The organism is Streptomyces sp. NPDC058697, assembly GCF_042715345.1.
Taxonomy (GTDB): Bacteria; Actinomycetota; Actinomycetes; order Streptomycetales; family Streptomycetaceae; genus Streptomyces; species Streptomyces liliifuscus.
The window spans coordinates 73,143-96,806 of sequence record NZ_JBHXSU010000017.1 but is presented as its reverse complement, the minus strand read 5'-3'; the positions used below and the strand labels follow the sequence as shown (position 1 = coordinate 96,806).

15 protein-coding genes, 1 tRNA gene and 2 pseudogenes are annotated in these 23,664 nt (G+C 70.9%); 11 read left to right on the top strand and 7 right to left on the bottom strand.

Translation table 11 applies throughout. The features are described 5' to 3' along the window. Positions 1–45: 45 nt before the first annotated feature. Positions 46–118 (bottom strand) — tRNA-Arg (locus tag ACFWXQ_RS32380). Positions 119–410: 292 nt separating this feature from the next. Then, entirely contained in the window at positions 411–1,568 is a 1,158-nt protein-coding gene (locus ACFWXQ_RS32375; RefSeq protein ID WP_383936448.1) for a histidine kinase, read from the bottom strand. Positions 1,569–1,907: 339 nt separating this feature from the next. On the opposite strand from ACFWXQ_RS32375, the gene ACFWXQ_RS32370 reads away from it, so the two are divergent. Then, positions 1,908–4,226: an MMPL family transporter gene (locus ACFWXQ_RS32370; RefSeq protein WP_383936447.1), complete on the top strand. Its 2,319-nt coding sequence runs from the start codon at positions 1,908–1,910 to the stop codon at positions 4,224–4,226. A gap of 128 nt (positions 4,227–4,354) precedes the next feature. Then, on the top strand, positions 4,355–5,671 hold the full coding sequence (locus ACFWXQ_RS32365; protein ID WP_383936445.1) for a sensor histidine kinase: 1,317 nt from the start codon (positions 4,355–4,357) through the stop codon (positions 5,669–5,671). Here ACFWXQ_RS32365 and ACFWXQ_RS32360 read toward each other — a convergent pair. Then, on the bottom strand, positions 5,648–6,490 hold the full coding sequence (locus ACFWXQ_RS32360) for an IclR family transcriptional regulator (protein ID WP_383936443.1): 843 nt from the start codon (positions 6,488–6,490) through the stop codon (positions 5,648–5,650). The two genes, ACFWXQ_RS32365 and ACFWXQ_RS32360, sit on opposite strands and share 24 nt — an antisense overlap. Positions 6,491–6,596: 106 nt before the next feature. Here ACFWXQ_RS32360 and ACFWXQ_RS32355 point away from each other — a divergent pair, with 106 nt between their 5' ends. The 3 genes and pseudogenes from ACFWXQ_RS32355 (at position 6,597) to ACFWXQ_RS32345 (ending at position 10,426) form a co-directional block, all read left to right on the top strand. After that, positions 6,597–7,559 (top strand): 5-dehydro-4-deoxyglucarate dehydratase, encoded by a 963-nt coding sequence (locus tag ACFWXQ_RS32355; RefSeq protein WP_383936441.1) that lies wholly within the window; start codon positions 6,597–6,599, stop codon positions 7,557–7,559. A 90-nt stretch (positions 7,560–7,649) separates the two neighbouring features. Then, positions 7,650–9,035 (top strand): annotated as a pseudogene (locus ACFWXQ_RS32350) (gluconate:H+ symporter); the annotation flags it as partial. Positions 9,036–9,097: 62 nt separating this feature from the next. Further along, positions 9,098–10,426: an enolase C-terminal domain-like protein gene (locus tag ACFWXQ_RS32345; RefSeq protein WP_383936523.1), complete on the top strand. Its 1,329-nt coding sequence runs from the start codon at positions 9,098–9,100 to the stop codon at positions 10,424–10,426. Between the two features lie 179 nt (positions 10,427–10,605). Here ACFWXQ_RS32345 and ACFWXQ_RS32340 read toward each other — a convergent pair whose 3' ends face one another. After that, positions 10,606–12,531 (bottom strand): acyl-CoA dehydrogenase, encoded by a 1,926-nt coding sequence (locus tag ACFWXQ_RS32340; protein WP_383936439.1) that lies wholly within the window; start codon positions 12,529–12,531, stop codon positions 10,606–10,608. Positions 12,532–12,792: 261 nt separating this feature from the next. Here ACFWXQ_RS32340 and ACFWXQ_RS32335 point away from each other — a divergent pair. The 3 genes and pseudogenes from ACFWXQ_RS32335 to ACFWXQ_RS32325 form a co-directional block, all read left to right on the top strand. Further along, positions 12,793–13,467 (top strand): annotated as a pseudogene (locus tag ACFWXQ_RS32335) (ScbR family autoregulator-binding transcription factor); the annotation flags it as partial. 204 nt (positions 13,468–13,671) lie between these two features. Further along, positions 13,672–14,943, top strand: coding sequence for a cytochrome P450 (locus ACFWXQ_RS32330; RefSeq protein WP_383936437.1), 1,272 nt, complete (start codon positions 13,672–13,674; stop codon positions 14,941–14,943). A 94-nt stretch (positions 14,944–15,037) separates the two neighbouring features. After that, entirely contained in the window at positions 15,038–15,766 is a 729-nt protein-coding gene (locus ACFWXQ_RS32325; RefSeq protein WP_383936435.1) for a ScbR family autoregulator-binding transcription factor, read from the top strand. 171 nt (positions 15,767–15,937) lie between these two features. On the opposite strand, the gene ACFWXQ_RS32320 is transcribed toward ACFWXQ_RS32325, so the two are convergent. Further along, the gene (locus tag ACFWXQ_RS32320; RefSeq protein ID WP_383936433.1) at positions 15,938–17,620 is read right to left on the bottom strand and encodes an IclR family transcriptional regulator C-terminal domain-containing protein; all 1,683 of its coding nucleotides are present in this window, start codon (positions 17,618–17,620) and stop codon (positions 15,938–15,940) included. Between the two features lie 103 nt (positions 17,621–17,723). Next, positions 17,724–19,016: a M6 family metalloprotease domain-containing protein gene (locus ACFWXQ_RS32315; RefSeq protein WP_383936431.1), complete on the bottom strand. Its 1,293-nt coding sequence runs from the start codon at positions 19,014–19,016 to the stop codon at positions 17,724–17,726. A 264-nt stretch (positions 19,017–19,280) separates the two neighbouring features. Here ACFWXQ_RS32315 and ACFWXQ_RS32310 point away from each other — a divergent pair, with 264 nt between their 5' ends. Continuing rightward, positions 19,281–19,925: a TetR/AcrR family transcriptional regulator gene (locus ACFWXQ_RS32310; protein ID WP_383936429.1), complete on the top strand. Its 645-nt coding sequence runs from the start codon at positions 19,281–19,283 to the stop codon at positions 19,923–19,925. A 169-nt stretch (positions 19,926–20,094) separates the two neighbouring features. After that, positions 20,095–21,630 (top strand): MFS transporter, encoded by a 1,536-nt coding sequence (locus ACFWXQ_RS32305; RefSeq protein WP_383936427.1) that lies wholly within the window; start codon positions 20,095–20,097, stop codon positions 21,628–21,630. Positions 21,631–22,102: 472 nt separating this feature from the next. Here ACFWXQ_RS32305 and ACFWXQ_RS32300 read toward each other — a convergent pair whose 3' ends face one another. After that, positions 22,103–22,606: a MarR family winged helix-turn-helix transcriptional regulator gene (locus ACFWXQ_RS32300; RefSeq protein ID WP_307522323.1), complete on the bottom strand. Its 504-nt coding sequence runs from the start codon at positions 22,604–22,606 to the stop codon at positions 22,103–22,105. 154 nt (positions 22,607–22,760) lie between these two features. Between ACFWXQ_RS32300 and ACFWXQ_RS32295 the strand changes: the two genes are divergently transcribed. Further along, the gene (locus tag ACFWXQ_RS32295; RefSeq protein WP_383936424.1) at positions 22,761–23,561 is read left to right on the top strand and encodes a dioxygenase; all 801 of its coding nucleotides are present in this window, start codon (positions 22,761–22,763) and stop codon (positions 23,559–23,561) included. Positions 23,562–23,664 lie beyond the last annotated feature (103 nt).

Below are 23,664 nucleotides of genomic sequence, written 5' to 3'. Positions count from 1 at the left end.
GCCTTCCTGGGGGTGAAACCCCTAGGTCAGCGGCTTATTGCGCTGTGCCCCCGGCAGGATTCGAACCTGCGACACCCGCTTTAGGAGAGCGGTGCTCTATCCCCTGAGCTACGAAGGCGTGGTGCCGGTTCCTGGCTCAGGTGGGGGGTGGGGGTGTCGTGCTTGTCCCCAGCCCTCCTCCTGGTGGCAGGGAGAGGTACCGGGAACAGCGTAGCGGACGAGCGTGGGGGCTGGGTGGGCAGTGGTCCGGGGGTGTCTGTGGGCGGGCTCGGTGGCCATGCGGTGTCGGTGCGGTGTTCCTTTCGTTCGGGTGGGAGGAGGCCCCTGGCTCCGCCTTGGAATCCTCGCCTCCCACCCGCGCCCCGATCGCCACCACCCGCCGCCCGCCCCCGCACGGCCGCCGCGCCCCCTCACCACCCACACGGCAACCCCGCCTCGATCACCGTCGGTCCTCCCGCCGGGCTCGTCAGGCGTACGGTGCCGTCGAGGGCGGCGACTCGGCGGCGCATTCCGAGTAGGCCCGAGCCGGCTGTCTCGTCGGCGCCGCCGTGGCCCTCGTCGGAGACGGTTACCGTCAATCCCGTTGCTGAGCGCGCGAGTTGGACCGAGGCGCGATGCGAGCCGCTGTGTTTCGCGGCGTTGGTCAGGGCCTCGGCCACGGTGAAGTAGGCGGCCGCCTCGACCCCAGCCGGAGCCCGGGGGCCGGTCTCCAGGTCGCCCGTGTCGACGGTGACGTCGAGGCCGCTGCTCGCGGCGAGGGCCCGTACGGCACCCGCCAGCCCGCGGTCGGTGAGGATCGGCGGGTGGATGCCGCGGACGACGTGGCGGAGTTCCGTCAGGGCCTCCTCCGCCTGGTCCTGGGCGTCGTCCAGGAGTTTGCGGGCCGCGGCGGGGTCGCGTTCGTACGCCCGTTTCGCCAGGCCCAGGCGCATGGAGAGGGAGACCAGGCGGGCCTGGGTGCTGTCCTGCAAGTCCTGTTCTATGCGGCGCAGTTCGGCCTCGTGGGCGGCGACCACTCCCGCCCTCGTCGCGGTCAGTTCCTCGACCCGCTCGCTGAGGCGTGCCCGGGGAGAGGGCTTCAGCAGGGCGGTGGACCATCTCGCTTCGAGGTCCGCGAGTCGGACGATCAGGGGGAGGACGCGCGGCTCGCGGGTCAAGAGGCCGCAGCGCACTCCGTCCACCAGCAGCGCCACCGGCCAGAGCCCGAGTGCCAGGATCGGGAGCAGGCTGCCGTAGCCGTACTGGGCGAACATCCAGCGCAGGTCCCTGAGCGTGCCGGGATCCTGGACCGCCGTGCGCAGACGGGCGCGGAGCGGGCCGTCGTCCAGGGGGAGGTAGGCCTCCGGGATCCGCTCGCCCGTCCACCGTGTCACCTGGCGGCGCTTCGCCCCGGCGATCCGGCGTACCAGCGTCACCGTCTCGGGGAGCAGCCCCGCGCCCACCACCGCGAGGGTGGCCGTGGCCGTGATCAGCAGGACCGTGAGGAAGAGCATCGTGCCGAAGGTCAGGACCGCGGCCCTGGCCAGCTGGACCGTTGCCCCGGCCGCCTGCCGCGTCGTCTTCCTCATGCCGTTCAGGCTAGGAGCCGCGGGGTGCCCTGCGGGGGAGAGCGGGGCCCCGTCCTGGTGGTGTAGCCCGCTACACCACCGTTCGGGAGTGCGCTCTCTCGTGAGCGCGGGCCGCCGCCGGGATCGTTGATCTCGGAAGTCGGCGGCCCCCCCGGAGGGCGTTGACGGCCCCGGCGGGAGCCGGGCCACGGGCCAACCCCGGCCCACCCCTTCAAGCACCGACCCACCGCCCGGCCCAATGCTCAAGCGCCCCCATGCCTCGCCGCCCCCCCCCACACACACCTCGACCACACACACCTCGACGTATCTCGACGTACGCGACCACCCCTGGAGACCCCCGTGGCCACTTTCCTCCACCGACTCGGCCGGCTGGCCTTTCGAAGGCGCTGGTACGTCACCCTCCTCTGGGTGGCGGTCCTCGCCGCCGTCGGATTCGGTGCCGCCAAGGCGCCCGCCGCCCCCGACGCGACGAACAGCATGCCGGGCATCGAGTCCCAGAAGGCCTTCGACCTGATGGAACAGCGCTTCCCCGGGACCGAGGCCGACGGCGCGACCGCCCGTATCGTGTTCGTCGCGCCCGACGGGCAGAAGATCACCGCCGCCGACCACCGGAAGGCCGTCGACACCCTGGTCGAGCGCGCGGCCGGCGGACCGCAGGTCGCGAGCGCCGTCAACCCGTTCCAGGCCGAGGCAGAGGCCGTCAGCAAGGACGGTACGACCGCGTACGCCACCGTCACCTACAAGGCCGCCGCCGACGATCTCACCGACGCCGCCAAGCACCGGCTGGAGAGTGCCGTCGAGCAGGCCCGGGACACGGGCCTCACCGTCGAGGTCGGCGGAACCGCCCTGGAGACCCAGCCCTCGGCCGGCGGTTCGGCGGAGGCGATCGGTATCGCCATCGCCGCCTTCGTACTGCTGATCACCTTCGGGTCCCTCGCCGCCGCCGGGCTTCCGCTGCTCACCGCGATCCTCGGCGTCGGTGTCAGCATGGCGTCGATCATGGCGCTGGCCAGTGCGTTCGGTCTGTCGTCCACGACGGGCACCCTCGCCACCATGCTGGGCCTCGCCTGCGGCATCGACTACGCCGTGTTCATCGTCTCCCGCTACCGCGAGGAGCGCGCCAAGGGCCACGCCCCGAAGGAAGCGGCCGGGCTCGCCACCGGTACCGCCGGATCCGCCGTCGTCTTCGCCGGGCTCACCGTCGTCATCGCGCTGGCCGGACTCTCGGTGGTCGGCATCCCGATGCTCACCAAGATGGGGCTCGCCGCCGCGGGCGCGGTCGTCGTCGGTGTGCTGATCGCGCTGACACTCGTCCCGGCCGTGCTCGGTTTCTGGCCCGACGCCGTTCTCTCGCGCAGGGCGCGCAGGGCCCGCCGGAGCGGACGTAGCACCGTTCTCTCGCGCAGGGCCCGCAAGGCCCGCCGGAGCGGACGTGGCAAGGAAGGCGGCGAGAACAACGGCGGCAGCCGCTGGGCACGCTTCGTCCTGCGCCGCCCCGTCCCCGTCCTGATCGCCTCCGTCGTCGGGCTCGGCGCACTCGCGATACCCGTCATGGACCTCCAACTGGGCATGCCGGGAGCCGAGGCCAAGCCCACCTCCACCACCGAACGCCGCGCCTACGACGACCTTGCCGCCGGCTTCGGCCCCGGCTTCAACGGGCCCCTCACCGTCGTCGTGGACGCCAGGAACGCCGAGAACCCCAAGACCGCCGTCCGTACGATCGAGGAGAGGATCGGCGCCACCGACGGGATCGTGTCCGTCTCACCTGCCCGGTTCAACCCGGCCGGCGACACCGCCGTGTTCTCCGCGATCCCGTCCACGGCACCCACCAGCGAGCAGACCGTGGACCTGGTCAAGAGCATCAGGGCCGACCGTCCCGCCACCGAGGCCTCCACCGGCGCGGAGTTCGAGGTCACCGGCACCACCGCACTGAACATCGACGTCGCCCAGAAGACCCAGGACGCGCTGATCCCGTACCTGATCCTGGTCGTGGGTCTGGCCATCCTGCTGCTGATGATCGTCTTCCGGTCCGTACTCGTCCCGGTCAAGGCGGCCGTCGGCTTCCTCCTCTCGGTGCTCGCGGCCCTCGGTTCCGTCGTCGCGGTCTTCCAGTGGGGCTGGGGCGCCGGACTCCTCGGGGTCGAGACGACCGGCCCGATCATGAGCATGATGCCGATCTTCCTGGTGGGCATCGTCTTCGGCCTGGCCATGGACTACGAGGTGTTCCTGGTCGCCCGGATGCGTGAGGCGTACGTCCACGGGGACAGCCCGAGCCAGGCGATCCGGACCGGCTTCCGGTACAGCGCCCGGGTCGTGGTGGCCGCCGCACTGATCATGATGGCGGTGTTCTCCGGGTTCATCGGGGCCGGCGAATCCATGATCAAGATGATCGGCTTCGGGCTCGCCATCGCCGTCTTCTTCGACGCGTTCGTCGTCCGCATGGCCCTCGTCCCGGCCGTCCTGGCCCTCCTCGGCAAGGCCGCCTGGTGGATGCCCCGATGGCTGGACCGCATCCTGCCCCGCGTGGACGTGGAGGGCGAGGCCCTCAGCCACCGGGCCGCGACACCACAGGCCACGAAGGACGACGTCCCGACCGAGGTACGTACCAAGGCACGTACCGAAGCAGAGGACACAAGGCCGGAGTTCACCACCGTCTGACCGCCACCCACCGAGGGCCGCCCGCCACCCAGGGGCGGCCCTCGGCCCGTACGCACACCCCGTACGCACACCCAGTACGCAGCCGTACGTAACCCCGTAGCGAGCACAGCACCCGACAGGAATCCGCGATGACCACCAGCCGGCAGCGACTCGTACACAGACCCGTACGCAACAGCCCCCAAGTCCTCGACACCTCGATCGCCCTGCTTCTGTTCGCCGTCTCCGTGCCTGGCGCGCTGTACGTCTCCTCGGGCGCCGAATCCCCGCTCCCGTGGTGGGCCGTGCTGCTGCTGTCGGGCGTCCCGTGCGCGGTCCTGCCGCTGCACCGCACGCATCCGTACGTCACCGTGGCCGTGGCCACCGCCTGTGCCGTGACGTCGGCCGGGCTCGGCCAACTGCAGACGGTCCTGTCGCTGGGGCCCCTCATGGCCGCGCTCTACTTGTTCGCCCTGCGCACCGACCGCGACGGCGTCCGCAGGTGCTGTGCCATCGGGATCGCCGCCCTGCTGATGACCACCGAACTGATCGCGGGCCCCGCCGACCGCCCGCTGGACCTCAGGGCGGCCGGCCCCGCGGCCTGGGTCCTGCTGCCGACCGCACTCGGCAGCTGGGTCCGGCTGCGACGGGCGTACGTGGACGCCGTGCGGGCCCGTGCCGAACACGCCGAGCGGACCCGTGACGAGGAGGCGCGGCGCCGGGTCGCGGAGGAGCGGATGCGCATCGCCCGCGAACTGCACGACGTCACGGCCCAGCATCTGGCGCTGGCCAACGCCCAGGCCGGTGCCATCACCCACCTCATGCGCACCGACCCCGAGCGGGCCCACGGGATCCTCGCCGACTTCGCGCTCTCCACCTCCTCGGCGCTGCGTGAACTCAAGGCGACCGTCGGCCTGTTGAGACAGCCGGACGACGACCCGGACACACCGCCCGCGGTGCCCGCCGTCGGACTCGCCAGGCTGGCCGCCCTGACCGAGTCGTTCCGGTCCGCCGGGCTCGCGGTCACCGTCACCACCGAGGGCGCGCCGCGCCGGCTGTCACCGGGAGCGGACCACACGGCGTTCCGGATCGTGCAGGAAGCCCTCACCAACGTCACCAAGCACGCGGCCGCGCGCGAGGCACGGGTCCGGCTCGCCCACTCCGACGACCGGCTGACCATCACGGTCACCGACGACGGAGGCGGCCCGACACCTACCCGGGCCACCGGAGGCAGCGACACGGGGACCGGAACCGGGGCCGGGGCCGGAACCGGGGTCGGAACCGAGGCCGAGGTCGCCGGCGGGTTCGGCCTCCTCGGCATGCGCGAACGCGCCCAGTCCGTCGGCGGCAGTCTCCTCGCCCGCCACCGCCCCGAGGGCGGCTTCGAAGTGGTGGCCGAACTGCCGCTGCACCAAAAGGACTTCGGACCGGAGGAGGCCGGCGGGTCAACGCCAGTCGGGAGCGCCTGACGCGGGCGACAGAACGCTCTCGATCTTCGTCCGGATCTCCCGCATGACCGCGACGACCCGGGCCTCGTGTGCCGCGTCGAGCCGGGCCACCGGCACCGAGCAGCTGATGGCGTCCATGGCCGGTGAGTCGTACCGCAGGGCGAAGCCGAAGCCCGCGATACCGGTCACCGTCTCCTCGCGGTCGATGGAGTGACCGCGCTCGCGCACCTCCGCCAGGTCGGCGAGCAGGGTCGCGCGGTCGGTGTGGGTGTTCTCCGTGAGGGCGGCCAACGGCCCTTCGGGGAGCGGGAGTTCGTCGTCGGGGCGCTCGGCGAGGAGTGCCTTGCCGAGGGCGCCCGCGTGGGCCGGGATCCGGCGGCCGACCCGGCTGATGGTGCGCAGGTACTCGTGGGACTCGCGGGTCGCGAGGTAGACGACGTTCGGGCCGTCCAGCCGGGCCAGGTGGATCGTCTCGCCGAGCGCGTCCGAGGCCTCGTCGAGAAAGGGGCGGACCGTGCGGACGTGCGGATCGCTGTCGAGGTAACTCGTGCCGGTGTGCAGCGCGCTGATCCCGATGCCGTACAGGGAGCCGGTGGTGTCGGAACGCACCCAGCCGCGGTCGACGAGGGTCTGCAGCAGCTGGTACATGCTGCTGCGCGGTACGCCCAGTTCCTCGGCGAGTTCGTCCAGGCGGGCGGGCCGGTCGCCGCGCGCGGCGAGCAGTTCGAGCAGCGCGACGGTACGGGCCGCGGACTTGACCTCACGGACGCCCGAGCCCTCTGTACGGACCCGGGCCCGCGCAAGGGGGCCTCCGCCCTGCACCTCTTCGCTCTCCGGCATGGGGCTCATCGTAAATCCGCGATGTCCCACCCATTGACCCTGCGCGTTCATCAACTTAGCCTCCATCTTCATACGTAGACAGCATCTGCATATGGAGACAGCGTTCATGACAGGGATCAGCGCGGAGGCCGAAGGCACTGTCCAGCGGCTGCGTGAGGGCATGGCGGGCGGGGTGCTGTCGTTCCCCCTCACGAGCTTCCACAGCGACGGCGGCCTCGACCTCGACTCGTACCGGACGTACCTGACCGGCCAGTTGGCGGCCGAGGAGGAGACGATCGCCCCGGGTGCGGTCTTCCCCGCCTGCGGCACCGGTGAGTTCTTCTCGCTGGACGAGGACGAGTACCGCGAGGTCGTCCGGGCCACGGTCGAGGTCGCCGCCGGCCGGCTGCCGGTGGTGGCGGGCATCGGCTACGGCTGGGCGCAGGCCCGCCGTTTCGCCCGGATCGCCGAGGAAGCGGGCGCCGACGCCCTCCTCGTACTCCCGCACTATCTGGTCGCCGCCCCGCAGGACGGACTGGTCGAGCAGCTGCGCCGGATTGCTGCCGGCACCTCGCTCCCGCTCATCGCGTACCAGCGCGGTCAGGTCGCCTTCACGGTCGAGGGCCTGCGCAGGATCGCCGGGATCCCGACCGTCATCGGCCTCAAGGACGGCCACAGCGACCTGGACCGGCTCCAGCGCCTCACCCTGGCCGCCCCCGACGGCTTCCTCTTCTTCAACGGTGCCTCCACCGCCGAGATCCAGGCCCGCGCGTACGCCACCGTCGGCGTCCCCGCCTACTCGTCGGCCGTCCACGCCTTCGCCCCCGAGATAGCGAACGCCTTCTTCACAGCCCTGCACACCGACGACCACCCGACAACGACCAAGCTCCTGCGCGACTTCTACGTCCCCCTCGTCGAGCTCCGCGACCGCGTCCCGGGCTACGCCGTCTCCCTGATCAAGGCCGCCGCCCGCCTACGCAACCTCCCGGTGGGCCCAACCCGAGCCCCCCTGACGGACCCCGCCCCAACAGACCTGGCGGCCCTGGAAAAGATCCTCGCCACGGGCTTGAGCCTGGTAGGAGCCCGCTGACCAGGCTTTTTAGGGGCGCGGGGAACTGCGCGACAAGCCCCCACTCACCCGCACCCGGCCCCAAACCGGCGGAGCCACCCCGCACCAAACCGGCGGAGCCACCCGCAACAAGAGCCAACAGTTCAAAGGGGAACTGCCATGCCTCTCCTCGTAGTAGGGATCAGCGTCCTGATCCTGCTGCTCCTGATGACCCGCCTGAAACTCAACGGCTTCGCCGCACTCCTCCTCGTCGCGATAGGCGTGGCCCTGGTCCGCGGAATACCCGTGGCCGACATCCCGGACGTCCTCTCCACCGGCATCGGCGACCAGATCGGCGACACGATGCTCACCATCGGCCTCGGCGCGATGGTGGGCCGGGTCATGGGCGACTCGGGCGCCGCCCAACGCATCGCGGGCAAGCTGCTGGACGCCTTCGGCCCCCGCTGGGTCCAGGTCGCCATGGTGGTCACGTCGATGCTCATCGGCGTGACCATGTTCTACGAGGTCGCGTTCATCATCATCGTGCCGATCGCGTTCACCCTGGTCAGGGTCACCGGGGCGAACCTGCTCTGGGTCGGCCTGCCGATGTCGATCGCGCTGTCGACGATGCACAGCTTCCTGCCGCCGCACCCGGGCCCCACCGCCGTGGCCGCGACCTTCCACGCGTCCGTCGGCCACACCCTCTTCTACGGCCTCTTCATCGCCGTACCGGCCGGCGCGCTCATCGCGCTCGCCTGGCCGCGGCTGCCGTTCATCAGGCGGATGAACCCGTCCATCCCCAAGGGCCTGGTCAGCGAGCGGGAGTTCGCCGACGAGGAGATGCCAGGCATGGGCTGGTCGCTGTTCGTGGCGCTCTTCCCCGTGGTGCTGATCGCGGGCGCCGCCGTGACCGACATGGCCACGTCCGGCGAGAGCCCGTTCCTGAACTTCGTCGCGTTCATCGGCTCGGCACCGATCGCGCTCATGCTGACGCTGCTGCTGGCCATCTGGGCGTTCGGACCGCGGATCGGCCGCAGCATGGAGGAGGTCAGCGCCTCCTGCACCTCCGCCGCCAAGGCGATGGCGATGATCCTGCTGGTCATCGGAGCGGGCGGTGCCTTCAAGAACGTCCTCGTCGAGGGCGGCATCTCCGACTACATCAAGGACGCCACCGACGGCTGGTCCATCTCGCCGATCATCCTGGCGTGGCTCATCGCGGTCATCCTCCGCGTGGCCCTCGGCTCGGCGACGGTCGCCGTCGTCACGGCCTCCGGCGTGGTCCTCCCGCTCCTCGCGGGCAGCGGCGTCCACCCCGAGATCATGGTGCTGGCCGTGTCGTGCGGGTCGATCGCCTTCTCCCACGTCAACGACCCGGGATTCTGGCTGTTCAAGGAGTACTTCAACCTCTCGGTCATCGAGGCGATCAAGGTCCGTACGACCTATACGACGGTGCTCGCGATCATCGGCCTGGGCGGCGTCCTGGCGCTGGAGTGGGCCCTGGACGTCCTCAGCCTGTGAAGTCCTCGACCACCGGCCCCGACCACCTCCACACACAAGGGACTGCGACCCGCATGAGCTTCCTGAGCCAGCCGACCGTCACCCACTTCGCCGTCTATCCCGTCGCCGGCCGTGACTGCATGGAGCTGAACCTCTCCGGCGCCCACGGCCCGTACTTCACCCGCAACGTCGTCGTCCTCAAGGACTCCGAGGGCCGTACGGGACTGGGGGAGGTGCCCGGCGGCGAGAAGATCACCCAGACTCTCCGCGACGCCGAGTCCCTGGTGGTCGGCGCGAAGGTGGGCGACTACAAGCGGGTCCTGCGCGAGATCGGCGCCCGTTTCGCCGACCGCGACTCGGGCGGACGCGGCGCCCAGACCTTCGACCTGCGCACCACCGTCCACGCGGTCACGGCCGTCGAGTCGGCACTGCTCGACCTCCTGGGCCAGCACCTCGACGTCCCGGTCGCAGCCCTCTTGGGCGACGGTCAACAGCGGGACTCCGTACGGGTGTTGGGCTACCTCTTCTACGTCGGCGACCCCGACCGCACCGACCTGGAGTACGTCCGCGAGCCCGACTCGGACGTCGACTGGTACCGCGTCCGGCACGAGGAGGCCCTGACGCCGGAGGCGATCGTCCGCCAGGCCGAGGCCGCCTACGACCTCTACGGCTTCCGGGACTTCAAGCTCAAGGGCGGCGTCCTGGCGGGCACGGAGGAGGTCGAGGCGGTACGCGCGCTCAAGGCCCGCTTCCCCGAGGCCCGGATCACCCTCGACCCGAACGGCGCGTGGTCGCTGCGCGAGGCGATCGAGCTGTGTACGCCGCTGCTGGGCACCCTCGCCTATGCCGAGGATCCCTGCGGGGCGGAGGGCGGCTACTCGGGCCGCGAGATCCTGGCCGAGTTCCGCCGGGCCACCGGCCTGCCGACCGCGACGAACATGATCGCCACGGACTGGCGTCAGCTGACCCACGCCCTCGCCCTCCAGTCGGTCTCCATCCCGCTGGCGGACCCGCACTTCTGGACCATGCAGGGTTCGGTGCGGGTAGCTCAGCTGTGCAACGCCATGGGTCTGACCTGGGGCTGCCACTCCAACAACCACTTCGACATCTCGCTCGCCATGGTCACCCACTGCGGCGCGGCCGCCCCGGGCGAGTACAACGCCCTCGACACCCACTGGATCTGGCAGGAGGGCCTGGAACGCCTCACGGTCACCCCGCCCCGCATCACCGACGGCGAGATCTCCGTCCCCGACGCGCCCGGGCTTGGCCTCGACCTGGACATGGACCGCCTCCTAGCCGCGCACGCCCTTTACAAGGACAAGGCCCTCGGTGCGCGGGACGACGCCACCGGGATGCAATACCTCATCCCCGACTGGCAGTTCGACCCGAAACGACCTTGCCTGGTCCGGTAGGACGAAGGTTGGGGTCGTCGTATGGGTGCGGGCCCGCTGTGGCTGGTCGCGCAGTTCCCCGCGCCCCTAAAAGACGGGGCTGCGCCCCTGTCTTTTAGGGCGCCCCAGGCTGCGCGATCAGCCACAACGTTTTTAGGGGCGCGGGGAACTGCGCGACCAGCCCCCACCCACCCGCAGACTCACACCCGCACCGAAACCCCGGCCCCCACCTCCACCTCCGCCTCCACCCAGTCGCCCCCGTCCCCGCTCCCATCCCCACCCACCGACCCCCCACTCGCTATCGGAATCCCCGACAACACCTCCGCAGGCAGATCGAACGCGTCCACCAGAGTCATGAGATGGGGAGCAAGCTCCCCGACAACCGTGTCGACGGCCTTCGGCAGCCCCCGCACATGATCCGGCGTCAGCCGCCCCTCGGCGAGCAGATCCCCCGTGTGCTCACCGAGTTGCCGCAACAGGAACAGCCGGCACAGGCTCCGCATGAGGAAAGCGGCGCGCGGATCCTGCGCCCGCGCGGCCGCGGCCGCGGCGAGGAACGCGTCGGCGGCCCGGAGGCGGGCGTGGGCGGAGACCATCTCCAGGGCGGCGTCCGAGGTCGCGTTCCAGCGGCCGACCGGGTCGCCCGAGGGGCCCTCGCGCAGGGCCGCCCGCGCCCGGTCCTGCCAGATGCGCTCGGCCTCGGCCAACAGGCCGCGCAGGAAGGGGAGTTCGGTGAGCTCCCGGCCCTCGGGATCGCCGGACTCACCGGCCCGTACACCCTGGTGGCCGAAGACCATCTCGGAGGCGGCCTTCACCCAGATCACCAGGTTGTCGCCCTCGGCGGTGATGCCGCCCTCGATGTTGAGGGGGAGGTCGGCCAGTCCGTTGGCAGGGAACAGGCCCTGCGCGCCGCAGCGTTCGCGGCACTCGGTGGTGATCGCGCGGGCCTGCCAGGTGATCCAGCCCTTGGCCACGGCCACCTCGCGCTCCACCTCGGCCCGGTCCTCCTCCGCGTGCACGGCGAAACGGCTCACCAGCGAGCGGTGCAGGAACGTCATCGCGTACGCCGTCGCCAGTGCGTACAAGAGCCGGCCGTGGTGGCTGCGGTGGGCGGCCAGCGGAATGCGCTCGCCCGCCTTCGGCCCGGCCAGGAAACGGCTGTGGGCGTACCGCACCGCGATGGTCAGCGCGGCCCGTGACATGCCCAGCGTGCCGGCGCTCATGCACAGCTTGCCCATGGTGACGCGGTTGATGGAGCGCAGCAGCCGCTTGCGCCTGTTGCCGAGGGTGCTGGTCAGGGTCCCGTCGGCGCCGAGCCGCCCGTGCTCGGCCTCAAGGAGCGCCTCGCGGGGCAGCCACACCCGGTCGAACGAGGTGAGGCAGTGGTCGACCGGGGTGCCGGTGCGCTGGGGGAGCGGCCGGACCCGTACGCCCGGGAGGTGGCCGTTCTCGTCGCTGAGCGGGGTCAGGAAGAGGAAGGTGCCCTGGTCCTCGCCGTCGACGACGAGGCGTGCGGCGACCACCGCCGTCTTGGGGCCGCCGGTCAGGCTGGTGTTGGGCATGAACTTCCGTGCGCCCGGCGTGGGGGTGGTGAGGTGGAAGCCGCCCGTCGTGCGGTCGAACACCGCGACCGTCTCCATCGACGCGACATCGTTCCCGTGCTCCAACTCCGTGCAGAGAAACGTTCCTGTACGCCGGAGCGAGGTGAACGCGGACAGGTCCCTGCGCCGGCCGCCGTCGTGGTCGAGGACGCTGCCGAGGAACAGGTTGTAGTGGATGCTCGCGAGCGTGGTCAGTCCGCCGTCCACCGGCCCCGTCCACTCGTGCAGCCCGGCGAGGCGGTACGGATCGGCCGCCAGCGCCACCGGGTCACCGGCCGCGTCGTTGAGGAGCCGCAGCCGCTCGTACGAGAGGGCCGTCCGCTCCTCGGGCGGCAGCCCCGGGCGGTACGCGAACTCCTTGCCGGAGACGAGCCGGCGCCAGACCCCGTGCACGCGTTCGCGATCGGCGCCCTCGAAGAGCAGCTGGGCCAGCTCGTCGGCGACGGGGTGGGTCCTGGTGTGTGCGGGCACGGCCATCGAACTCCCCTGGGTGTGGGAACCGGTCAGGTACGAACCACTGCGCATCGAAGATACGTACCAACCGGTTTTGTTTTCAAGGGTGCTCAGGGGGCGAAGGCGCTTACTGGGGGAGCCCTCGGGGGCGCTCACGGCGCGGCCGGGGCGTCGGTGCAGCTCACGCGAGGGCCATGAGGGCCATGAGTTCTATGTGGGTGAATCCTTGAGAAACCGTTCAGCTGGTTTTATTCTGAACCGCGAGGTCGCAGCTGCCCGGTACAGACCTCATGGTCTCTTTTCCCGGTGAGCGGGATGGTACGGAGGTTGTTCGTGGCGCGGCAAGAGCGGGCCATTCGGACGCGGCGGGCGATTCTCGTCGCGGCGGCCGAGGTGTTCGACGAGGTCGGATACGAGGCGGCGACCATCTCGGACGTCCTCAAGAAGTCGGGCATGACCAAAGGCGCCCTCTACTTCCACTTCACGTCCAAGGAGGAGCTCGCCCAGGCGGTCCTCGCGGCCCAGGTCGAGTCCCTGCCGCAGGTGCCCGAACAGGAGCTGAAGCTCCAGCAGTCGCTGGACGAGGCGCTGCTGCTCGCGTATCTGCTCAAGCGGGACACGGGTGACCCGATCGTCCAGGGCAGCGTGCGGCTGACCGTCGACCAGGGGTCGCCCAAGGACCACCTGAACCGGCGTGTGCCGATGCGGGCCTGGCAGGACCACACCAAGGCCCTCTTCCAGGAGGCCAAGGCGAAGGGCGAGGTCCTGCCGCACGCCGATGTGGACTCGCTCGCGAAGCTGTTCGTCGGCGCCTTCACCGGCGTACAGGTGCTGTCGCGGATCATGACCGGCCGCGCGGATCTGGCGGAGCGGGTGGCCGACCTCTACCGGCATCTGATGCCGTCGATCGCGGTGCCGGGCGTGCTCGTCCGGCTGGACTTCACCCCGGAGCGGGCGGCGCGGATCCACCGCGAGGCCATGGAACTGCGCGAGGCGGAGGCTGCCGAGGCCGAGGCGGAGGGCGACCTGGAGGACGGCCCCGAGGACGGCCCCGAGGGCGGCCCGGAGGCGGACATCGCGACCGGTCCGCAGGCCGGTGCCGGATCCGGTGCCGGGGCTGGGGCCGAGGCACCCGCGGGGGTCGCGACCGCCGCCCAGTGAAGCGCCCTCGCGTCGGGGGCGCGTCGACGACCGATCGAACGGAGTGCACGGATGGACATGCCTGCTTGCCCGTACGCGCTGGACGTGACGGGGCGCGATCTCGCCTCGGAGGCCGAGAAGCTGCGCTCACGAGGGCCGGTGGCCGAGGTGGAGCTGCCGGGCGGGGTGGTCGCCTGGGCGGCCGTACGGCAGAAGTACGTCAAGCAACTCCTGCTGGATCCAAGGGTGTCGAAGGACGCCCGGCAGCACTGGCCCGCCTTCGTCGAGGGGCGGATAGGCCCCGACTGGCCGCTGTATCCGTGGGTCGCCAACGAGAACATGCTGTTCGCCTACGGGGATCACCACTCCCGGCTTCGGCGGCTGGTCGCGGGCGCGTTCACCACGCGCCGGAGCGAGGCCCTGCGACCGCGGATCGAGGAGATCACGGCCGGGCTGCTGGACGACCTGGCCGCCGTGCCGGCCGGTGAACGGATCGATCTGCGGGCCGACTTCGCCAGACTGCTGCCGATGCGGGTCATCTGCGAACTGTTCGGGGTGGCGGAGGAGGCGCGCGAACCCCTTTGTGCCGCCCTGGAGTTGGTGTTCGGCACGGCTGTGTCCGCCGAGCGGATGGCCGCCGCGCAGATCGAGGTCTTCGGGATGCTCGCCCGGCTGGCCGCCGAGAAGCGGGCCGAACCCGGCGGCGATCTGACGTCCGCGCTGATCGAGGCCCGTGACCAGGAGGAGGACGGCGGGCTCACCGAGGAGGAACTCCTCGGCACCCTCTACCTCATGATCGCCGCAGGTCAGGAGACGACCTGCACGCTCATCACCAACGCCGTCGGGGCCCTGCTCACCCACCCGGAACAGCTCGCGCACATCCGCGCCGGCCGGGCCACCTGGATGGACGCGGTGGACGAGACGCTGCGCGTGCACAGCCCGGCGGCGTACTCCCCGATGCGGTTCGCGGTGGACGACATCACACTGGGGAACCCCGCACCGGCCGACGGCGAGGCCGATGGCGTGCTGATCCGCAAGGGCGACCCGATCCTGGTCTCCTTCGCCGCCGCGTCGGGAGATCCGGAGGCCTACGGGGACGACGTCGCCGTCTTCGACCTGCTGCGCCCGGGCCGCCGCGAGGACCTGGCCTTCGGCTTCGGGGTGCACCGCTGCCTGGGGGCGCCGCTCGCGCGCATCGAGGCGAGCGTGGCCCTGGCGGGGCTGTTCGACCGCTTCCCCGGGCTCTCCCTGGCGGCTCCGGTGGAGGGCATCGAGCCGGTCGAGTCCTTCATCGTCAACGGCCACGGGTCGCTGCCCGTGCTGCGAGCCCCGCAGGAGCAGTAGCGATCGCAATGGCACCGCAATAGAAACCGCACGTGCGGTTTGTTATCGTGAGGACGCCTCTCCGGCACGCCTCTCGCAGCAACGGAGCGCTCAGATGGCCCAGCAGGAACGCGCGGTACGTACGCGCAACGCGTTGATCGAGTCGGCGGCCGAGCTCTTCTGCAAGGACGGCTTCGACGTCGTGTCCCTGTCCACGATCAGCGCCCGGGCCGGGGTGAGCAACGGCGCGCTGCACTTCCACTTCGCCAGCAAGGCGGCATTGGCCGCGGCGGTGTGGGAGGCGGCGGCGCAGCGGCTCCGGCGCATCACGGTCGAGGGCCGGGCGAGGAGCGAGGCCGCCGCGACCGCCGGGGGCACCGGCTCCACCGGCACCGGCTCCGGCGGGTCCATGCAGGTACTGGTCGACACCACGCACGCGCTGCTCCGGGGCCTGCGGCACGACGTGATCCTGCGGGCCGGGTTCGACCTGAGCGAGAGCCCGGTGCCGGTGGCGGCCGGGGCGGATCTGCGGCGGCGGTGGCAGACCTGGGTGGAGGGCGTGCTGGCCGAGGCGGCCCGCGAGGGGGCGCTGGCCCGTGATGTGTCGCCGCAGGACGCGGCCCATGCCGTGGTCGCGGCCACCGTGGGCTTCGGTGCCCTGGGCAGCCGGAACGCGCAGTGGCTGTCGCAGTCCATGCTGACCCGCTTCTGGGCGCTGCTGCTGCCGCGACTCTCCACAGAGGCGGCGCTCAAGGGCCTGGTGGCCTCTGGCCGGCGGGAGGGAACGGCGGGGGTCGACGGCGTACCCCCGCCGTTCCGCGCGACGGCCCGCTCGGGGGCATGACGACGCCGACGAAGGCAGGGCTGGCGCCCTTTAGGGGCGCGGGGAACTGCGCGACCAGCCCCCACGGACCCGCAGCTGCCCACAACCCATCGCGCGAAGCGCTAGGGGCTGGTGGGAGACCGGTCAAACCGGTCTCCCACCAGCCCCCTTAGTTGCCGCATGCCCCGCCGGCTAGGCGACCAGAACCCGCGCAAACCGCCCCGCCACCCGAAGGTCCCCCTCGATCCGCCCGGCCGTCGCCGCCAGCTCCGGCAACACCTCACCCACGCACTGCTCAACCGTCCGCCGAGAACTGTGCATAGCCACGTTCACGGCCGCCACGACCCGCCCCGTACGATCCCGCACCGGAACCGCGATCGACCGCAGCCCCTCCTCCAACTCCCCGTCCACCAGGGCGTATCCGGCCTCCCGGACGCGATCGAGGACGGCCGCGAGAGCACTCGGGTCCGTGACCGTGTGCGGGGTCAGCGCGTGCAGGCCGGTCAGGAACGGGCCCCGCTCGGCGGCGGTGAGGCCGGCGAGCATCACCCGGCCCAGCGAGGTCGCGTAGGCGGGGAAGCGCGTGCCGACGGTGATGTTGACGCTCATGATGCGGCTGGTGGCGACGCGGGCCGTGTACTGGATCTCGTCGCCCGCGAGGACCGCGAGGGACGCCGAGTCGTGCAGCCGGTCGGCGAGTTCGGCGAGATGCGGGGCCGCGATCTGCGGAAGCGTCGTACGGGAGAGGGGCGGGAAGCCGAGGGCCAGGACGCGCGGTGTCAGCGTGAACGTCCGCCCGTGGGCGGTCACCTGGCCCAGGTGCTCCAGCGTGATCAGCGCGCGCCGGGCCGTCGCCCGCGCGAGCCCGGTGGTCTGCGCGACCTCGGTGAGCGTCAGCTCGGCCCGGCCCTCGCCGAACGACGTGATCACGGTCAGCCCGCGGGCCAGCGACTCGATGAACTCCCGGCCCAGTTCATGCTTCGAGGCTCCGGTCCAGGTGGCGAGTCCGGCGGGCGCGGCAAGCGCGGCCGGCGCGGCGGGCTGCTGGGCGGGGGCGTCCCGCAGATCCCGTTCCATCGCGCGCACGGTCGTCCGCAGCCGGGGCAGCAGGGTGTCCCGCAGGGAGTCGGCGGTGTGTCTGCTGGTGTGGCTCACCACGCTCACCACGCAGGCGATACGTCCACCGCGATCCCGTACCGGGACGGAGACCGCGACCAGGCCCGGCTCGATCAACTGGTCGTCGAGCGCCCAGCCGCGGGCCGCCGCCTCGTGCGTCCGCTCCTCGAACTCCTTGTCCCCGGTGGGGTGTTCGCGGGGCGGCACGGCGGGAAAGCCGTGGTCCTCGGGATCGGCGGCCCGCCGTTCGCGCCAGCGCGTCCAGTCCTCGTCGGTCCACTCCGTGGCGAACAGCGGGCCCGGCGCGGTCCGTTCGGCCGGGAGCAGATCGCCGATGCGGAAGCTCAGCGACATCGCGCGCCGCCGGGTCGCCTGGTGGATGAAGCGGATGCCGTCCCGGTCGCCGACCGCCAGCGACACGGACTCGTCCAGTTCGTCGGCGAGCGCGTCGGCCCGCCCGTCCAGCAGCCGGGGCAGCCGCAGCGCGGCCAGATAGGCGTTGCCCAGCTCCATCAGCCGCGGTGTGAGCACGGCGTCCCGTCCGTCGAGACGTACGTATCCCATGCGGGCCAGTGTTGCCGCGATGCGGTCCACCGTGGATCTGGCGAGGCCGGTGGCCTTCTCCAGGGCGCTGAGACTCGACGTGCCGCCTGCCTCGGTGAGCCGTTGCAGCACGGTGACGCCTCGCATCAGCGGGGCTACTGCCTCTACGGGTACGACTGCGTCGGGCTTGGCAGGGGTGAGGTGGGTCGGTGGCATGGGCTCCCCATTACGGTGTCCGGACCACGGTAATGAAATACGGGGGAGCGGTCGTGCCGAAGCTGCGGGCCGTCAGTGGCTGGTCGCGCAGTTCCCCGCGCCCCTAAAGGGGCGCTTGCCTCGTCACGTACACCTGGTGGTTGCCCTTGGAGTCCATGCCCGCCACCGTGATGCGGATGCCGGTTCTGAGGTCCTTGAAGTACTGGCCGGGGGAGAAGGTCGCGTCGGAGAGTTCGGCGTGGACGTTCGGGCTGCGGGTGCAGCCGCCGCTTTCCTTGGTGGAGTCGATGACCGTGATCGGGCCCCGGCCGGTGTCGACGGTCGCGTCGACCTTGTAGATGAGTACGCCCGTCTTGCAGATCGCGTCGTCGTTGCCGGCCGGGGTGCGCAGCTCGACCGCGTATCCCGTCTTCGAGTCGACCGGGACGAAGACCAGTTTGCCGCCGGTGCCGGGCTCGGCCAGCGGGGTCAGGACGTGCTCGGTGGTGCCCTGCGCGGCCGCGCAGCCGACCTGGGCGTCGTCGAGCCAGCCGAGCTTCCACTTGTGCCAGCCCAGCAGGTCGTTGTCGGCCCCCCAGTCCTCGCTCATGATGTCCCAGTGCCCGACCGCGCCGCCCCCGTCCTGGGTGTAGAGGTCGGGCAGCCCGAAGACATGGCCGTTCTCGTGGGGGAGTACGCGGTAGCCGGTCTCGTCGTACGAGCCGGAGCCGTCGTCCTGGCGGCTGTAGACGAAGGACGCGTTCGCCACCGGCACCCCGTCCGCGACCGGCGCCTCCGTGTTGCCCGCGAAGGTCACCGACAGGACCGTGTCGAGGGCGGAGGGGCCGGCGTTCGGGGTCATCAGGACGTTCAGCAGGTCGTACTCCCGGAAGTCCACCTTCGGATCGGCCACGGCCACGAGGTCCTGGACCAGCTCGCGGTAGCCGGGGTCGAAGGGGGCCCCGCGTTCTATCCCGTACTCCTCGAAGGACTTGGGCATCCGCAGCCAGCCGCCTATCGGGGCCTCGGGGCGGTAGTCGAGGCGGCCGTACGAGCTGGTGCGGAACCAGTTGGTGGTCTGCGGGAAGAACTCGCCGAAGCGGTCGAGCGCGCTGCCCTGGCCGGGCGCGTCGGAGAAGTCGACCATCAGGTTCAGGGCGCGGACGGTGCCGGTGGAGCGCGTGTAGCCGGCCGGGGTGGGGATGCCCTCGGACATCTGCACGCCCATCGGGCCGCTGATCATGCAGGGACCGAGAGGGGAGGAGCGCGCCAGCGCGATGGGTCCCGCAGCCGTGGTGGAACCGGTCGTCAGATGTCCGGTCCCGGCCGAGGTGCTGACCGTCAGGGTGAGGACGGTGACCGTGGCGAAGGCTGCGGCGCGGCGGCGCGGGGATATCCGACGGCTGGTCGGCTGCATGCAGGGGCCTTTCGCTCCAGGCAGCCGGCCGGTGCGGCTGCACCCTGTTCGATCACCCTGTGCCGCCGGATGCGAGGGCGCGCGCTGGAGGAGCCCGATCGTGGGTTTCTTGCTCGCGGGAGCCTCCGAGAGATGTGACGCGGGTCACATGAAATCTCTTCGAGGTTGGGAAATAACTGGGGATCGTTTCCCCGTTTAGCCATGTGTCCGAGCGAAACGGGGAGTCGATCCCCGGATCGCACCCACCGGCTCAAGGAGTACGCCGTGGAGACCGCAGTCCGCGTTCAGCACAAGGTGACCCGGCCGCGCGCCGACGCCCTGCGCAACCGGGAGCGGATCGTCACCGCCGCCCGCGAGATGTTCGTGGAGTTCGGCCCCGACGTGCCGCTCGACGAGATCGCTCGCCGGGCCGGCGTCGGCAATGCCACGGTGTACCGCAACTTCCCGGACCGGGACGCACTGGTGCGGGAGGTCGTCTGCTCGGTCATGGACCGTACGTCGGAGGCGGCCGAACTCGGGCTCGCCGAGACGGGCGACGCGTTCGAGGCGCTGTCGCGCTTCGTGCACGCCTGTGCCGACGAGCGGCTCTCGGCCCTCTGCCCGATGATCTCCAGCACCTTCGACCAGCACCACCCGGACCTGGAAGCCGCGCGTGAGCGGATCGAGGAACTGACCGAGCGGATGATGGCTCGCGCCCGCGAGGCCGGACAGCTCCGGCCCGACGTGGGCGTCGGCGACCTCATGATCGCCGTGGCCCAGCTCAGCAGGCCCCCGGCCGGCACGGCAACCCTGTGCTTCGACCGGTTCGTCCACCGCCACCTGCAGCTGTTCCTGGACGGGCTGCGGGCCCCGGCCCGATCCGAGCTGCCGGGCACGGCCGCGACCATGGAGGACCTGCGCAAACCCTGACCGATGAATCCCGCCCCCCGCGGCGGTCCGTACCAGCGATGACCCGACCAGTGCTCGCGTAACCCCACTTACGCCCCCACTCACGCAAGAACCTCCCGGCCCGTCACCGACGACGTGCCGCGCCCTCACACTGCCTTTTTCGATCCGAAGTCCCGAAGTGGGTACCTCCATGTCTGAAACAGTCCAGGCCACCGCCGCAAAGGCGCAGGCCCCCGATCCCAACCGCTGGAAAGCGCTGACCTTCATCGCGCTCGCCCAGCTCATGGTCGTGCTCGACGCGACCATCGTGAACATCGCGCTGCCCTCGGCCCAGCAGGACCTGGGCATCTCCGACGGCAACCGGCAGTGGGTCATCACGGCCTACGCCCTCGCCTTCGGCGGACTCCTCCTCTTCGGCGGCCGGATCGCCGACATCTGGGGCCGCAAGCGCACCTTCGTCACCGGCCTCATAGGCTTCGCCGGCGCCTCCGCCCTCGGCGGTGCCGCGACCAACGAGGCCATGCTGCTCGGCTCCCGTGCCCTGCAGGGTGCCTTCGGCGCGCTGCTCGCGCCCGCCGCGCTCTCGCTGCTCGCGGTGATGTTCACCGACTCCAAGGAGCGCGCCAAGGCGTTCGGCATCTACGGTGCGATCGCCGGTGGCGGTGGCGCCGTCGGCCTGATCCTCGGCGGCTTCCTCACCGAGTACCTGGACTGGCGCTGGACGTTCTTCGTGAACATCCCGTTCGCGGTCGTCGCCGCGGCCGGTGCGTACTTCGTCATCCGTGAGCCGGCCGGCCGCAACCGCTCGCCGCTCGACATCCCGGGTGTGGTCCTGTCGACCGTCGGTCTGGTCTCGCTCGTCTACGGCTTCACCCGCGCCGAGTCCGAGGGCTGGGGCGACTCCATGACGATCGGCCTGTTCGTCGCGTCGGCGGTGCTCCTCGCGGCCTTCGTCCTCGTCGAGTCCAAGGTCAAGGCCCCGCTGCTGCCCCTGCGCGTCATCACCGAGCGCAACCGTGGTGGCGTCTACCTCTCGCTCGGTCTCGCGATCATCGCGATGTTCGGCCTGTTCCTCTTCCTGACCTACTACCTGCAGATCGTGAAGGGCTACTCGCCGGTCAAGACCGGTTTCGCCTTCCTGCCGATGATCGCGGGCATGATCGCGGGCTCCACGCAGATCGGCGCCCGGCTGATGAACCGCCTCCCGGCGCGTCTGCTGATGGGCCCGGGCTTCCTGGTCGCCGCGGCCGGCATGCTGCTGCTGACCCAGATGGAGATCGGCTCCTCGTACGCGGCCCTGCTCCTGCCGGCCATGCTGCTGCTCGGCCTCGGTATGGGTACGGCGTTCATGCCGGCCATGTCCCTGGCCACGCTGGGCGTCGAGCCGCGTGACTCCGGTGTCGCCTCCGCGATGGTCAACACCTCGCAGCAGGTGGGCGGCGCGATCGGTACGGCTCTGCTGAACACGATCGCCGCGTCGGCCACCACGGCGTACGTCAAGGACCACATCGCCGGTGCCACCACCCAGCCCCAGCAGCAGCTCGTCCAGCTGCAGGCCCAGGTGCACGGCTACACCAACGCGATCTGGTTCGCCGTCGGCATCCTCGTCGTCGCCGCGGGAATCGCCTTCACGTTCATCAACGCCGGAAGCCCCGACGCCACGGCGGCCGCGGGCTCCCTCGAAGGCGCCGAGGACGACGTGAAGGTCCCGGTCATCGCCCACTAGGCGCTCCGCTGGGGGCGCGGTCATGGAAGTGCGGGTCCGCTGTGGCTAGGTCGCGCAGTTCCCCGCGCCCCTGAAAGGGCTCGCCCGGACCTGAACGAGGTCACCCACTGACCTCGTACGTATGCAGGGGTGGGGACGCCTTCATACGTACGAACCGGGATCTGCCCCGGCTCCGAGAGCGGTGGAGCCGGGGCAGATCCATGCCTGGGGCAAGTCGTTGAGGGGCGCGGGGAACGGCACAGTCTTTTGGCTTTGAGGGGCGCGGGGAACGGCGCAGTCCTTTGGCTTTGAGGGGCGCGGGGAGCGGCGCAGTCTCTTGGCTTTGAGGGGCGCGGGGGACGGCGCAGTCCTTCGGCTTCTAGGGGCGCGGGGAACGGCGCAATCTTTTAGGGGCGCGGGGAACTGCGCGACCAGCCACAACGGACCCGCACCCGAAAACGAACCCGCACCCAAAAAGGAACCCGGCGAAGCCCTACCGCAGCCAGGGCAGATCCGCCCCCGCCCCCTCCGGCTGAAGCCCCTCCGCAATGAGCAACATGGCCTCACCAAGAGCCTTCTGCTGATCGACGGTGAGCCGGTCGAAGAACGCCTGCCGAACCGCCGCCACATGCCCGGGCGCACTCCGCATCAGAACCTCGTACCCCTCGTCCGTCAGCACCGCGAACTGCCCCCGCTTGTCCGAAGGACAGTCCTCCCGCCGCACCCACCCGTTCTTCTCCAGCCGCGCGATCGCGTGCGAGAGCCGGGACCGGGTGATCTTCGCCTTCATCGCCAGCTCGGTCATCCGCAGCCGCCGGCGCGGGGCCTCGGCGAGACCGACGAGCAGGCCGTAGTAGATGTGAGGCATGCCCGCATCACGCTGCAGCTGGCGGTCGAGATGGTCGTCAAGAAGGGTGGTGGCATGAATGTACGCACGCCACGTGCGCTGTTCCTCGTCACTGAGCCAGCGCGGCTCGTCAGCGGATGCCGTGTTCATGCATCTACTGTACGAGACCCCTCCTTGAACGTTAAACAAATGGGGAGTAACCTGGCATCATAGAAGTTGAGAGTTCAAGCGAGCGTGCCCGACAGGAGCCGGCCGAGCCGGTCGCGTCGAGCCGGTCGCACGAGTACCAGAGGGAGCCGCCGCCATGTCCGCCGCCACCGAGGAACGTGCCGTCGTGGAGCGCATGCCCGCCCTCTACCTCTCCCACGGCGCCCCACCGCTGGCCGACGACCCGGTCTGGCCCGGCCAGCTCGCCGCCTGGTCCGCGGACCTGCCGCGCCCCAAGGCGATCCTCATGATCTCCGCGCACTGGGAGGAGGCCCCGCTCGCCCTCGGGGCCACCGAGACCATCCCCCTGGTCTACGACTTCTGGGGCTTCCCCGAGCACTACTACAAGGTGCGGTACGAGGCTCCCGGCGCCCCCGAACTCGCCGAGTCAGTCCGCAAGTTGCTGCGCGCCCCCGGCATGCCCGTCCAGGACATCCCGGACCGCGGCCTGGACCACGGCGCGTACGTCCCGCTGGTGGAGATGTTCCCGGCGGCCGACATCCCGGTCCTCCAGGTCTCGATGCCCACGCTCGACCCGGTCCGCCTCATGGACATCGGCCGCAAGCTGGCGCCCCTGCGCGACGAGGGCGTCCTCATCGTCGGCTCCGGCTTCTTCACCCACAACCTGGCGGCCCTGCGGCAGGGCGGGATCCCCGGCTGGTCGGCGGAGTTCGACGAGTGGGGCCACCGGGCCCTGGACTCGGGTGACGTCGACGGCCTCCTCGACTTCCTCCACAAGTCCCCGGCGGGGCAGCTGGCCCACCCGCGCACCGAGCACTTCGCCCCGCTGTTCGTGACGATGGGCGCGGCGGACGCCGCCGGCGAGCTGGACGCCCAGCGATCGGTGATCGACGGCTTCTGGCTGGGACTGGCGAAGAGGTCGGTGCAGTTCGGGTAGGGCTTCCCCACCGGTTTCCACCACGGGCCTCTCCGGCTTGAGCCTCCCCGGCTCGGGTTTCCCCAGCTCGGGTTCCCCCAACTCGACTTTCCCCGGCTCCGGT

What these genes read in the sequence shown, in the direction of transcription:
- ACFWXQ_RS32320 (WP_383936433.1), bottom strand. Translation starts at nt 17,620, where the DNA reads ATGCCACCGACCCACCTCACCCCTGCCAAGCCCGACGCAGTCGTACCC.
- ACFWXQ_RS32315 (WP_383936431.1), bottom strand. Translation starts at nt 19,016, where the DNA reads ATGCAGCCGACCAGCCGTCGGATATCCCCGCGCCGCCGCGCCGCAGCC.
- ACFWXQ_RS32375 (WP_383936448.1), bottom strand. Translation starts at nt 1,568, where the DNA reads ATGAGGAAGACGACGCGGCAGGCGGCCGGGGCAACGGTCCAGCTGGCC.
- ACFWXQ_RS32340 (WP_383936439.1), bottom strand. Translation starts at nt 12,531, where the DNA reads ATGCGCAGTGGTTCGTACCTGACCGGTTCCCACACCCAGGGGAGTTCG.
- ACFWXQ_RS32360 (WP_383936443.1), bottom strand. Translation starts at nt 6,490, where the DNA reads ATGCCGGAGAGCGAAGAGGTGCAGGGCGGAGGCCCCCTTGCGCGGGCC.
- ACFWXQ_RS32295 (WP_383936424.1), top strand. Translation starts at nt 22,761, where the DNA reads ATGTCCGCCGCCACCGAGGAACGTGCCGTCGTGGAGCGCATGCCCGCC.
- ACFWXQ_RS32300 (WP_307522323.1), bottom strand. Translation starts at nt 22,606, where the DNA reads ATGAACACGGCATCCGCTGACGAGCCGCGCTGGCTCAGTGACGAGGAA.
- ACFWXQ_RS32330 (WP_383936437.1), top strand. Translation starts at nt 13,672, where the DNA reads ATGGACATGCCTGCTTGCCCGTACGCGCTGGACGTGACGGGGCGCGAT.
- ACFWXQ_RS32305 (WP_383936427.1), top strand. Translation starts at nt 20,095, where the DNA reads ATGTCTGAAACAGTCCAGGCCACCGCCGCAAAGGCGCAGGCCCCCGAT.
- ACFWXQ_RS32365 (WP_383936445.1), top strand. Translation starts at nt 4,355, where the DNA reads ATGACCACCAGCCGGCAGCGACTCGTACACAGACCCGTACGCAACAGC.
- ACFWXQ_RS32325 (WP_383936435.1), top strand. Translation starts at nt 15,038, where the DNA reads ATGGCCCAGCAGGAACGCGCGGTACGTACGCGCAACGCGTTGATCGAG.
- ACFWXQ_RS32355 (WP_383936441.1), top strand. Translation starts at nt 6,597, where the DNA reads ATGACAGGGATCAGCGCGGAGGCCGAAGGCACTGTCCAGCGGCTGCGT.